We start from the raw sequence: 12,353 nt of genomic DNA, 5'->3' as shown, positions 1-12,353 counted from the left end.
ACACGGATGAGGTCGCGTCGTTTTCCGGAGGAGTCACGGACCCGGACACGCGCTTTCCAGTACCCGGGAGCGAGTTCGGTGAGCATCGGTTTGCCCGGGACACCAAGGGGCCGAGGTGGTCTCCCGCGTGTCATCGGTGCGCTGGCGTGGTTGGGGGTGGGGTCGGCTGTTTACGGTGGGGTGTGGCACGTGAATTCCTCTCCAAATCTGTGGATTTCGCGACGAGGCTGGCGGTGCTCGGCGCTCCGGTGCGGCGTTGATTCGCGAAGAGTCGATACGCGAATGTAGCCATCGATGGGGGCATTCGACGCTGGTAGCCGCGCCGGTGCGCGTGGTCGGCCTCCCCGGGAAGACATGGCGGGCCGAGGCGTTCAACGTGACTGATGTGGATGTGGCTTTGGAAACATGTGACGATGCCGGTCAGGCCATTAGCTGCCGGAGTTGTTCGACGACAAGAGATAACCATGTCCGCGACCGGATGGATGCCGACATGTGCCGCATCGAGGTCGCGGATCGTTATCCCGACAGCCACGACGGCACGGTTGCCCGCAACCGTGGCGAACAGGACGCCGACGGCGTCTGCAACAGCCAAGCTGCCCGGAGCAGGTCGACCATCGTCGACGACTCGATGCGTAAACTCCCCTGCCCGCGCAGCAGTAGCCGACTGTGCAGAAACCTCAGACACTTGCCGTGCGTGAATCCTCGGCGGTTCGGTCCCTCGTCGGGTCTTCACCCCCCCGACAACGTCGGTTCCCGCGGCGCCAGTAGCGGGATTGGTCTGGGCTGGTTCCTGATCTCTTCGGAAACGATCGTTCACCGAACACCGTGGCGGCGACCGACAGCCGACCTCGGACTCGCAGGATTGAGTGTTCGAGAACCCGTTCGGCGACATCGGCCCGAACGAACTCGGACTCCGGCCCCTACATGAGCACGGGATTGTCCGGGTCGATGCCGGCTTCCTCGAGGACCCTGCGGGTGGAGATGATCCGGTGGAGCTCGCCGGTGGGCAGCGGCTGCCAGATCTGGTCGACGTGGCCGCGGTCGACATCGTCGCACAGTTGTTGACACTCGGCTCCGAGACTGGTGTGGTCGCAGCGTGCGTGCTGGTCGACGTAGAGCCGACTAGTGCCGTTGGGTCCGTAGACGAGGATCGCACAGGCCAGACTGAACTCCCGGTAGGGCTCAGGGAGCAGATCTAGGAAGCTGACAGGAACTTCGGTCCAGGGCAACACTGTGCCGATTAAAGGTGGGAGTGGAGGCAAGGCGGCCCCGCGCTCCGGTGGGGCGAACTCGACCACGAGGCGCCCGCCGTCCTTGCCTGGTACGAGTTCCCAAGCGAATGGCTCGGTCGGAGCGAAACCCGGAATCTGGAGTGGGATCCGACTCGCCTCGCGCGCGTGTAGCGCGGGGACCAGCAGCGGGGGAATGTTGATCGGGAGATGGATGAGTGCGATCTTGCCGCCCGACGCCTGATCGAGCACGCCTGCCACCGTGAGACCGTCCAGCGAATCTGTAGCGGTGCCGAACGCGGCAATCACCGCAGTAGCCTGCCCCGGTGGAGCTGCGGGAATCTTGACGACCGAGGATGACAGCGAGCCGTCGGGTGTTTGCCGCAGTTCGGACTCTGGGAACCAAAGACATAGGGCCGCACGCCAATTGCCCACGATCGGAACCTGAGGGATCTCCCACCGGTCCGTGGTGTACTGGTCGCCCGGCCTCATCGCGGCACGGGCCTTCTCGATGTGGCCGAGCTGAGCGTAGTTGCTGCTGTGGAGGCTGAACTTGAACTCTCCGGCGCGCGCTCGAGGCGTCATATACAGCTCGTCGGTGACCTTTTTGCCGCTGCCGGTCCACACCCGCCACTCCGCCGATCGGCGACCGTCCGGCGCGACGACCACGAACCGCACGGTGTTCTGCGGCCGCTCAAGTTTAGTCATGCCGACACCAACGAACCTCGAGCCGGAGTCGTTCCGCAGCCAATCTGTGGCCGCCGCACTGGGGCACACGCAGAGTCGATTGCGCGCCGAGACGTAGGTGGAGCCTTGGCTGTACCTCTGTGTGCGTCAGGCCGACACGTGGTCATTAGGGTTCGGGCCGCTTGAGCACTTCGAACACCCGCATTACACCCTGGCCGCATGAGCGAACCGGTATTGCGCGAGCCTCCGCTGTTTGTAGTCGAGCACGCCCAGCAGCTGCTGATGCACCTGGACACGCTGCGGTATGGATCCACCGCGACTCGTTGCTCAAGCTGACGTCGTCGTCGCGGCCGAACACGTGTGATCAGCGCCTCTGGTGGTGGGGGCGTGCGAATACGTCCGACTCAACGTGGGAAGTTCCCTATCCGGCGAGGTATCGCCATCGCTCGCTGCGGAGGACCGTAGGATCGATGCCAACGGGTTCCGGCAGAAGGGAGGGCTATGGCTGGCCTAGGAGAACACATCACCGCGATGGTCCGCAACCACGCTGCCGGCGACGATGCTGCGTTTTATTCCGTCGCATTGCAGATCGCTGCGCGCGAGGCACGGCAGGGACACCACGTCCTTGCCACCAACATCAAGCAAGCTGTCGACGCGTCGCGTGAACGAGCGCCGCTGGCGAACGTCACAGCGCTTCCTCGAGCTCGTGGCGAGTTGGCGGAACTAGTCGAGGTATCGCATCCTCAAGTACACCTACGTGAGCTGGTGGCACCATCGGAACGAACTGCTCAGATCAAGCAGTTGCTTGCTGAGCAGCGTCAGCGAAAGAACCTACTTGAGCATGGGTTCGCACCATCGCATCGCTTGCTTCTAGTGGGCCCGCCGGGAACAGGAAAGACGATGACCGCATCGGTGATCGCCACCGAGCTGTCTCTTCCGATGTACACCGTTCGTCTCGACGGCTTGCTCAGCAAGTTCATGGGCGAGACCGCTGCGAAGCTACGCACCGTGTTCGACGCCGTCGCTGTAGAACGCGGCGTCTACCTCTTCGACGAGTTCGATGCGCTCGGCGCGGACCGCTCAGGGAACGACGTCGGTGAAGCCCGCCGGATACTAAACTCCTTCCTTGTATTCCTCGAGAAATCTAGCCCTGAGTCGATCGTGATCGCGGCAACGAACCACCGATCCATCCTCGACAAAGCACTGTTTCGACGTTTCGACGCGGTCCTGGACTACACACTGCCGGACTCTCGGCAGGCTATTGCGGTGATGCGCGCCCGCCTCGGCTCACTGGTCGAGAGGGCAAGCCTGAACAAACTTGGCGAGTACACAGATGGTCTCAGTCATGCAGATCTGGTAAAGGCTGCAGAATCGGCGGCCAAAGCGGTTCTCATGCGAGGCGAGGCGATGGTGGAGCGCGACGATCTCATCGCAGCACTCAATGCGCGGCGATCGGCCACCATTGGCTGACCGGGACCAGCCACTCGAGCATCTCTACGTCCAAGGACACGCGACAGCTGAGCGCTTCGACCGCTACTCCGGACACGGCGGTGGTGGCGGATTCAAGCGCCGACCGGTCGATCGCGGTGCTCACGGAGCTGCGCGAAAACAGGAACTAACCGATGCGTTCGATGAACTCGATGGCGAACGTGAGGACTTCGAGCTTTCCTACGATGAACTCGCGTCACAAGGAACGATCATCGTCCTCGAGGGTGAAGGCGCGTCCTACCCGCTGAAGCTCGAGTCTTTGAACCGAATGACTGGTCACCAGAAGACTCCCAAACAGCCTCGCTGGCTATTGCTTTCGGTAAGACCAGCAACACTGGATGCTCCCGAGCGGGCGACGGTTTGGGTGTCGGACGCGCATCGCGCCGCGTTTATGAAACTGTTCGAGGACTACCTCAACGGCGAACCTACCAGGACTGGGCAACCACCGAACCAAGACCTCGTCGCCAACATCTCGCGAATCCGCAAAGCGATTCTCGCCGATCTGTGGACCTCTGAGGGCGAACCACCGTTGAAAGGCCAGCATTGGTGGGAGCTTTGGCTCGACACCTCGAGTGGCGACATCGAAACTATCAACGGGTTCGTGAACGCTTACAACCTTCGGATGCTGCCTCGGTCGATCCAGTTACGCGACCGCTTCGTGGTGTGGGTAGAGGCTAGCTGGAGCCAACTCGAACCGCTGCCGTTTACGCTCGTTCCACTAGCGGAAATTCGCAAGCCCGAGTTCATCGAAGCAATCGAGGACCTACCCGTAGATGAGCAGGACGAATACGTTCATGACCTGGTCGAACGCCTAAGTACGGCCGACGGAAGCGCTCCGGCGGTGTGTCACCTGGACACCGGTGTGTTGCGTAGCCATGTGCTGATCGAAGCGTCGCTCGCATCGGAGGACCTGCACACCATCATCGGCCTGTCGGGAGCGGACATGGATCCGCGGGGGCATGGCACCTCGATGGCCGGCCTCGCGCTTTTCGGTGATCGGTTGGACGCGGCACTGCAGAGCAGCGACCCTGTTCAGCTTCGGCACCGCCTGGAGTCTGTGCGAATGAAACCGGGCCCAGACGAGGCGCAAATCGATCCGTTGGACTACGGAAGCGCCACGGTCCAAGCAGTCGCTCTCCCGGAAGTCACCGCTGGGAGGAGGCGTGTGTTCGCCCTCACACTGAGTACCAAGCCCGACAACCCCGGAGACCCGACGCTCTGGTCCGCGGCCGTCGATGCTCTCGCGGTCGGCACTGACACTGCACGAGACGGTGATCGTTTCCGCCTCATCTCGGAGCCGGATCCCGACCTTGCGCGTCTCATAGTCGTCGCTGCTGGCAACGTCGACTCCTATGCCAAGGAACATGATGTCAACTCCGACCTTGCTGCGATCGAGGATCCCGCGCAGGCATGGAACGCGTTGACGGTTGGTGCGTTCACCAACCTGACCGAAGCACCGCAACATCCTCAGTACGCAGGTTGGACGCCACTGGCGGAGGCTGGGGGGCTGTCACCCCATAGTCGAACGTCGATGTTGTTTCGACACCGTAGCGCACCCATCAAGCCTGACATCTGTATGGAGGGCGGCAACGTCCTGACCGACGGCGCCCAGATGTTCGAACCCAAACTCCCGGTTCTGTCCCTACCGTCCACCGGGACCACCAGCAACGTCGCTCTGGCCTCGGCGAACGCCACCAGCGCCGCAACGGCCCAAGCGGCGCGTCTCGCTGCTCTCGCGATGGAGCGCTACCCCGACTACTGGCCGGAGTCCATCAGAGGCCTCCTTACTCATGAGGCCGACTGGACGCCGACGATGGTTCGTAGGGTACAGGCCGATAGGCTCAAAAACACCCGCCTCGAACAACTACGGCGCTACGGCTGGGGGGTCCCGACAGAGGACTCGGTTCTCAACTCATCGCGGCGGGCGGTCACGCTGGTCACCCAGGACCAGTTCGTGCCATTCGATGGCACCAGCTACGCGATGCGGCGTTTTCGGCTACACACACTCCCGTGGCCGACTGAGGCCCTCGAAGAACTCGGGTCTGCGCCGGTCCGGCTCCGGATCACGCTGTCGTACTTCATCGAGCCGTCAGCATCGCGACGCGGATGGCGGCAGCGATACGCCTACCCGTCCCACACGCTTCGGTTCGACATGCAAGGAGAGCTGGAGACTCGTCAGCAGTTCGTCGATCGGATCAACCGCGATGCCCAATCCCAGGAAGATGGTAGGGCCGGCGCAGGAACAACCTCCGATAGGTGGTTCCTCGGGGAACGTCAGCGCCATCTCGGGTCGCTGCACCAAGATGAGTGGCACGGCACAGGAAGTCAGCTCGCGCGATGCAATTCAGTGGCCGTCTACCCTGCCGGCGGATGGTGGAAGAACAACAAGCGGAGCGACCGTATTGACATGCCAGTCCGCTACTCGCTGATCCTGTCCCTCAGGACGCCCGAACAAAGAATCGACTTGTACACGCCAATTGCGACCCAACTGCATGTTCCCATCGAGACCGAGATCGTCGTGGAGTGAGATCCCGTCCAGAACCCATCGAGAGGCATCGTTGCGGGCGTGATCTTGGCCCTCTCCGGCCTAGAGACCTTTCGCCCGTTGACTGCTTATGTCGTGCGGCATGGGGCTGAGGTGATTTCGCGGCAGGCCTGAGTCGAGGATCTCGATGTCGAAGCAGGCGCGGGGCAGTGCGTCCTGGCGCGCATCCGGGCGCCGGTATCCCGGACGATGCCAGTGTCGGGAACGGTTCAGCACCCCGGATATCGGCCCGTGTCAGTCTCGCCTCGGAGGTGTTCGCAGCTTTCCTGCCCGTCAACAACGAAATTGGTACCTACTCGGGCCAGATGACCTGCCCGAGCAGGTGGTCCGGGGCGATCACGACGACGGCCTTTTCTGCGAGATGCTTCGCAGTGTTTGTGCGGCGGCCGCGGAGGTATGAGCGCACCGCTTCAACTGGATCGGTATCGATTGGGCAGTCGAGGTCCTTGCCGAGGAAGTCGACGCGGCGTCCGGACTTCCCGATGTCTTCAGGGTGGCGTCCGAGCTCGGACAGCCCGAAATCTCCGGTCTTTCTCCGTCGTGGCGGGTACTTCTGCTCAGGATGCTTGGCGTAGAAGGTGAACACGTCGAGGTCCTTCACGCCGTTCTCGCCGTCGATCCAGTGCAGTGCGCCACCTTGGCACAGTGCGGTCAGGAGTACTCGATCTCGGAATACGCGCAGGTGGGGATAATGCCGCATCAGTTCGACGTGGTCCTCGTGCGCCAGCTCGGCCAGGCGGCGGAGGTGAGCTTCGGTCAGTGGTTCGTAGGAGCGCTCACTGACATCGTCGTAGGTCATGCCGCGACTGTAGGACGATCGCCGCAGGATGAATGGGTTCTCCGGCGCGGCGGGTGGAGGGCGGGGATCCCACTAAGTCACCACTAATTCGGCTGGACACGCCGTTGTCGATAGTTGTACAGAGTTGTCGATGGTTGTCGTAGAGGAGCCTGTTTACCCAGGTAGAGATGCTGATCTGGTAGTCGAGAGTTGTCCAGCGTTGCTCATAGTTGCCGGTTCTGCACGCTCCGAGAAGGTCAGGGGTTCGATTCCCCTTAGCTCCACAGTATTGCTACGGCAGAAGGGGTGTCGCGGAACTATCCGCGACACCCTTCTGCCGTTTCCGCCAGTTTCAGCTATTCGGGCACTGCTGCACCGAGAGCCGCGGCGGCGAAGGCCAGTTTCGCCTCCGCGACGATCATGCGAACGGACGCGATGCGCGAGTCCACGAGCTCGAACGTGAGGACGGCCGCGAGGTGGTCGCCGTCGAAGGCGAGCGCGGCGGGTTCGCCGTTGATCATCGCGGTGTCGACGGTGATCCGCGAGTCCTCGAGGCGACGGCCCGCACCGATCAGATAGCGCAGCACACGCTCGCGGCCCAGGATCGGACGACGAGCCGCGGTCGCGCCGCCGCCGTCGGTCCAGGCCACCACATCCTCGGCCAGCAGGCGGTGCAGTCGCGCCGCATCGCCCGTGGTGGCCGCGGCCAGGAATTCGGTGACCATCCGGCGATGCCGGGACTCGTCGGCATCGAAACGCTTACGCCTGCCCGCTAGATGCGCCCTGGCGCGGTGGTACAGCTGACGTGAGTGCGCGGCGTCGATATCGAGAATGTCGGCTATCTCGGCATGCGAATGGCCGAATGCCTCACGCAGCACGAAGACGGCGCGTTCGGTGGGGGTGAGTCGTTCCAGCAGCACCAGGAATGCCATGGACACGGACTCGCGCTGCTCGACCGTCTCCAGCGGACCCAGTACACCCGAATCGGTGAGGACGGGTTCGGGCAGCCACGGGCCCGGATAGGAATCGCGGCGCGCCCGCGCGGACGTGAGCTGGTTGAGGCACAGATTCATGACCACCTTGGACAACCACGCACCGGGAGTCTCGACCCAGTCGGCGCCGTGCCAGCTCAGATAGGCACTCTGCACCACGTCGTTGGCGTCGGCGGCGGAGCCGAGCAGGCGATAGGCCAGCCCGAACAGGCGCGGTCGATGCTCTTCGAAGATCGACGCTCGGCGGGCGTCGGCGGTTTCCGGCGAATCCATCGTTTGCGAGATTATGCGAAGCAGGCCGCCCGCCGGGGCTGCGAGGCGCGTCACAGTCCTGCCGAACCTGTCACATTCCAGGGACGTGCCCGGTTCTGAACCGGTGAATGCGGATAGTCCGCGGGAAGTGAGGTCGAGATGAACACAGTGCTGGTCACCGGTGGCACCGGGAAACTGGGCAGGGCCGTGGTCGAACGATTGGCGGACGGGGAGCGCGAGATTCGAGTGCTCAGCCGCACACCTGGCAGGGGGCGTGCGGTCGGGGATCTGCGCACGGGTGCCGGGCTTGCGGAGGCCGTCGAGGGTGTGGAGGTGATCGTGCACTGTGCCACCACCTACGGCCGCGATGATGTGGTGGCGGCCCGTCAGCTCGTGGCTGCGATCAGCCGTGCGGGCGGCGCGCCGCATCTGGTGAATATCTCGATCGTCGGAGTGGACCGGATTCCGTTGCCCTACTACCGCGCCAAGCTCGCGGCGGAACGGGTGATTTCGGGGAGCGGGTTGCCGTGGACGAACCTGCGGGCCACCCAGTTCCACGATCTGCTGGCCACCATCTTCGATGTGCAGCGGTGGTCGCCGGTCACCTTCGCTCCCGACGGGTTCCGATTCCAGCCCGTCGACATCGGCACGGTCGCCGACCACCTGGCGGAGCTGGCCATCCACCCACCCGTCGGCCGCGCACCGGATCTCGGCGGGCCGCAGATCCACAGCCTGCGCGAACTGGCGCGGATCCACCGCTCGGTCGTGCAGCGGCGGCGGCCCATTCTGTCGCCTCGTCTGCCGGGCAAGATCGCGCGCGGCTACGCGGAGGGGTGGAATCTCGTACCCGACAACCCCCGGGGCACCGTCACCTTCGAAAGTTTCCTGCGCGAGCGGATGTCGCGGTGACGGGCGCGCGGGAGCGGGTGGTACGCGGCGGGCTCCTGTTCTTCGCCCTGGTCTCCGCTGGCCTGGGAGTCGTGATCCTGGCCGTCCCCGAATGGTTCTTTTCACTCTCCTGGGTGAATCTCGGTATGCAGTACAACCCGCACCTGTTGCTCGACTACGGGGCCATGAATCTGGCACTGGCCGTTCCGCTCGCGGTATCGGCCGTGGTCGCGAGCCCGGCGGCCGTGCGCAGCGGAACGGCCTCGTACGCGGTGTGGTCGGTCGTGCACCTCGTGATTCACCTGCGCTACCGGGCGCACCTCACGGCCCACACCTCCGCTGTGAACGCGAACCTGCTGCTCGTGATTCTTGCTGTCGGAGTAGTGATCTCGCTGATCATGTTCCTGCTCAGCTTGCGAACCTGGGGCGGCAGCGCGAAAGCACAAGTAGCGGAGGACTAGTCGAGGCCAAGCGGACCTGGCCCGGGGTTCTCAGTCCTAGGTGCGCCGGAACGCCCGGTGGCGCCTTGCTCGGGGTCAGCGGGTGAGCAGGGTGCGGATCTCCGTGGCGACCAGCGCCGGGTCCTGTTCGGCCATGAAGTGGCCTGCCTCGACCGTGCGATGCCGCAGATCCGGGGCCCATGCTTTCCAGAGGGCGGTGGCGTCGTAGCCGAGGGCGGCACCCCAGTCCTGTTGCAGCACGGTGACCGGCATGGTGAGGGTGTTGCCCGCTGCCCGGTCGGCGCGATCGTGGTCGACGTCGATGGTGGCCGAGGCGCGGTAGTCGGCGACGATGGACGGGACCGCTGCCCGGCACGCGGCCAGGTAGGCGTCGCGGACCTCCGCGGGGAGGGCCTGCGGGTCGAGCGTCCAGACGTCGAGGAAGTAGCCGAAGAAGTCGTCGGCCGCGGCCGTGATCATCCGTTCCGGCAGACCCGGCGGCTGCGCCATCAGATACAGGTGGAAGCCGACCGCGCCGGCGGTCCCGTGCAGCGCATCCCACATGTCGAGGGTGGGCAGCACGTCCAAGCAGGCGAGGTGGGTGATGACCTCCGGGTGGTCCAGCCCGGCCCGGAAGGCCACCAGCGCGCCGCGATCGTGTCCGACCAGCGCGAAGCGATCGTGCCCGAGAGCGCGGGCCAGTGCCACGATGTCGGCGGCCATGACGCGCTTGCTGTAGGTGTCGCCGTCGTCGAGCGGCTTGTCGCTCGCGCCGTAACCGCGCAGGTCGGGGCAGATGACGGTGTGTTCGGTCGCGAGGTCGGCGGCGACGTGCCGCCACATCAGACGGGTCTGTGGAAAACCGTGCAGCAGCACGATCGGGCTCCCCGATCCGCCGACGGCCGCCGAGAGTCGCACCCCGTCGGCTACCTCGACGATGTGGGTCTCGAAGTGGGGGAAAGTCATGGTTGCTCCATTCGTTCGGTCCGTTCCAGAGTGCGTGCCGCGAATGAGCAACCGATGAGCGTCGGTACGGTACGTCGGGTGGAGATCGGTGTGTTCGGGGCGGTGCGGGCGCTCGACGAGGCCGGTGCGCCAGTCGCGCTCGGTGGGCCGCGGCAGCGCGCCGTACTGGCCAGACTGGTCGCCGCCCACCGCCGGGTGGTTCCGGTCGACGTGCTGGTGGCAGACCTGTGGGACGAACCACCCCGCGACCCCATCGGCACGATGCGCACCTTCGTCGCCGCGCTGCGCCGGGGCCTCGAGCCCGAGCGTGCCCCACGCACCCCGGCACGGGTGCTGGTCACCGAAGGGCCCGGCTACGCGCTACGCCTGCCCGACGACGCGGTGGACGTGTGGCGCTTCGCCCACACGGTCGAAGCGCTCGGTGCCGCGCCGCCTGCCCGGGTGGTGAACGGGCTGAGCGAAGCGCTGAGCTGGTGGCGCGGACCCGCTTACGCCGAAGCCGGCGACGCGCCGTGGGCGCTGGCGCCGCGCAGCCGGCTCACCGAACTGCGCTCGCTCGCGGTCGAACGGCTGGCCGCGGCACGGATCGAACTCGGTGACACGGCCGCCGCCGTAGCCGACCTGGACGCACACGTCGTCGAACACCCGTGGCGCGAAGACGCCTGGCACCTACTGGCGCTCGCGTTGTATCGCGCCGGTCGGCAGGCCGACGCGCTCACAGTGCTGCGGCGCGCGCGGGCGATGCTGCGCGACCATCTCGGTCTCGAACCCGGTCCTCGCCTGGCCCGGCTGGAACAAGACGTCCTGCGCCAAGCCGGCTACCTGGATCGCACCGGTGAGGCCGCCCGGCTGTGGGCGCAGGCGACCGCCGCCTACGACAGCACCGTCTCCGACCGTGTTCGGCTCGAATCCACGGTCGGTTTGATGCGCGACCTGGCCGTCACCGGCGGTGCGGGACTCGATGCGGCACAGCGGCATCGGGCCGCGGCCGTCACCGCCGCCGAGCAACTCGGCGACCCGATCCTGACCGCGCGCGTGATCGGCGCCTACGACGTCCCCGCCGTGTGGCCCCGCTCCGACGACCCGGCCCGGGCCCGGTCGCTGGTCCGCAGCGCCGAACGCGCGCTCGCCGCGATACCGGACGGGCCCGCCGCGCTGCGTTGCCGACTGCTGGCGACGATCGCGGTGGAGTCCCGCGGTGTCGACGCCGGACCACGCGCCGAGCGCGCCGCCCGCGAAGCCGAGCGTTCGGCGCGCGAAATGGGGGATGCGCCGTTGCTGGCCTATGCCTTGAACGGTGTCTACATGCAGAGCTTCGCCCGTACCGGTCTGGCCGCCGAACGTGCGGTGCTCGCAGAGCGTCTCGTGGCCCTCGGCGAGGAGCACGGCTTGGTACGGACCGCCGTCCTCGGTCACCTGATAAACCTGCAATCCGCTTGTGCCGCAACTGATCTCACGCTGGCCGCCAACCACGCGCGGGCGGCCGACGAGCTGTCGGCCCGGCACGACCTGCCGCTGGTCGGTGTCTTCACCACCTGGTATCGGGCCCTGCGCACGGCGGTCACCGAGCCTTTCGACCAGGCACGGTCGGCATACCAGCGCGCCGCCGAACTGCTGCCGGGGTCCGGGATGCCGGGGCTGGCCGACGGACTGCTGCCTCTGGCGCTGCTCGGTCTGCACCTGCAACATCACCGCCCGTTCCGGCCCGAGCCGGGCACGGAGTGGGGCCCGGCGGAACCGTGGATCCGTCCGCTGCTGCTGGCCGAAGCCGGCGACCTCGCCGCCGCGCGCCTCGCCCTGCGCGGCCTGCCCGATCCACCGAGAGATCCACATGCCGAAGCACTCTGGTGCGTCCTCGGCCGCGCCGCGCTGCTGGTCGGTGACCAGGACACCATCGCCCGCGCCCACACCGCCCTGCTACCCGCGGCCGCCGAATCCGCGGGCGCGGCAGGCGGGTTGTTCACGGCCGGCCCCGTCGCCGATTACCTCGCGGAACTGTCGGCGGCCCGGAACTGACGGCCTCGCGCAACCCCGCGATGGCGCTTGCCTCGCGAAAGTGCGCGCTCCTTCGGTTCGGCACATCGCAGC

At 65.8% G+C, this 12,353-nt stretch carries 9 protein-coding genes; 5 read left to right on the top strand and 4 right to left on the bottom strand.

Annotation, left to right across the window (positions count from 1 at the left end; genetic code table 11):
- Positions 1–920: 920 nt before the first annotated feature.
- Entirely contained in the window at positions 921–1,937 is a 1,017-nt protein-coding gene (locus ACWEVR_RS24080) for a hypothetical protein (protein ID WP_280298183.1), read from the bottom strand.
- Positions 1,938–2,417: 480 nt separating this feature from the next.
- Here ACWEVR_RS24080 and ACWEVR_RS24075 point away from each other — a divergent pair, with 480 nt between their 5' ends.
- Positions 2,418–3,386, top strand: coding sequence for an AAA family ATPase (locus ACWEVR_RS24075; protein ID WP_022566726.1), 969 nt, complete (start codon positions 2,418–2,420; stop codon positions 3,384–3,386).
- Entirely contained in the window at positions 3,379–5,931 is a 2,553-nt protein-coding gene (locus tag ACWEVR_RS24070) for a S8 family peptidase (RefSeq protein WP_030203671.1), read from the top strand. The genes ACWEVR_RS24075 and ACWEVR_RS24070 overlap by 8 nt, the downstream gene beginning before the upstream one ends.
- Positions 5,932–6,241: 310 nt before the next feature.
- On the opposite strand, the gene ACWEVR_RS24065 is transcribed toward ACWEVR_RS24070, so the two are convergent.
- Together ACWEVR_RS24065 and sigJ are read right to left on the bottom strand one after the other, a co-directional pair.
- Positions 6,242–6,748, bottom strand: coding sequence for a hypothetical protein (locus ACWEVR_RS24065; RefSeq protein WP_019047704.1), 507 nt, complete (start codon positions 6,746–6,748; stop codon positions 6,242–6,244).
- A 335-nt stretch (positions 6,749–7,083) separates the two neighbouring features.
- On the bottom strand, positions 7,084–7,992 hold the full coding sequence (gene sigJ / locus ACWEVR_RS24060; protein ID WP_452468817.1) for an RNA polymerase sigma factor SigJ: 909 nt from the start codon (positions 7,990–7,992) through the stop codon (positions 7,084–7,086).
- Positions 7,993–8,130: 138 nt separating this feature from the next.
- On the opposite strand from sigJ, the gene ACWEVR_RS24055 reads away from it, so the two are divergent.
- Positions 8,131–8,880, top strand: coding sequence for an SDR family oxidoreductase (locus ACWEVR_RS24055; RefSeq protein WP_452468816.1), 750 nt, complete (start codon positions 8,131–8,133; stop codon positions 8,878–8,880).
- Entirely contained in the window at positions 8,877–9,320 is a 444-nt protein-coding gene (locus ACWEVR_RS24050) for a hypothetical protein (protein ID WP_452468815.1), read from the top strand. The genes ACWEVR_RS24055 and ACWEVR_RS24050 overlap by 4 nt, the downstream gene beginning before the upstream one ends.
- Positions 9,321–9,395: 75 nt before the next feature.
- Here ACWEVR_RS24050 and ACWEVR_RS24045 read toward each other — a convergent pair whose 3' ends face one another.
- Positions 9,396–10,265, bottom strand: a complete 870-nt coding sequence (locus ACWEVR_RS24045; protein WP_452468814.1) for an alpha/beta fold hydrolase — start codon at positions 10,263–10,265, stop codon at positions 9,396–9,398.
- 54 nt (positions 10,266–10,319) lie between these two features.
- Between ACWEVR_RS24045 and ACWEVR_RS24040 the strand changes: the two genes are divergently transcribed.
- A complete protein-coding gene (locus ACWEVR_RS24040) occupies positions 10,320–12,281 on the top strand; it encodes a BTAD domain-containing putative transcriptional regulator (RefSeq protein WP_452468813.1) in 1,962 nt (653 codons plus the stop codon).
- The last annotated feature ends 72 nt before the right edge of the window (positions 12,282–12,353 follow it).

The sequence above is a fragment of the Nocardia sp. NPDC003979 genome (assembly GCF_053605015.1).
This window is presented reverse-complemented; position numbering and strand designations above follow the sequence as displayed.

What these genes read in the sequence shown, in the direction of transcription:
- ACWEVR_RS24045 (WP_452468814.1), bottom strand. Translation starts at nt 10,265, where the DNA reads ATGACTTTCCCCCACTTCGAGACCCACATCGTCGAGGTAGCCGACGGG.
- ACWEVR_RS24065 (WP_019047704.1), bottom strand. Translation starts at nt 6,748, where the DNA reads ATGACCTACGACGATGTCAGTGAGCGCTCCTACGAACCACTGACCGAA.
- sigJ (WP_452468817.1), bottom strand. Translation starts at nt 7,992, where the DNA reads ATGGATTCGCCGGAAACCGCCGACGCCCGCCGAGCGTCGATCTTCGAA.
- ACWEVR_RS24040 (WP_452468813.1), top strand. Translation starts at nt 10,320, where the DNA reads ATGAGCGTCGGTACGGTACGTCGGGTGGAGATCGGTGTGTTCGGGGCG.
- ACWEVR_RS24055 (WP_452468816.1), top strand. Translation starts at nt 8,131, where the DNA reads ATGAACACAGTGCTGGTCACCGGTGGCACCGGGAAACTGGGCAGGGCC.
- ACWEVR_RS24075 (WP_022566726.1), top strand. Translation starts at nt 2,418, where the DNA reads ATGGCTGGCCTAGGAGAACACATCACCGCGATGGTCCGCAACCACGCT.
- ACWEVR_RS24080 (WP_280298183.1), bottom strand. Translation starts at nt 1,937, where the DNA reads ATGACTAAACTTGAGCGGCCGCAGAACACCGTGCGGTTCGTGGTCGTC.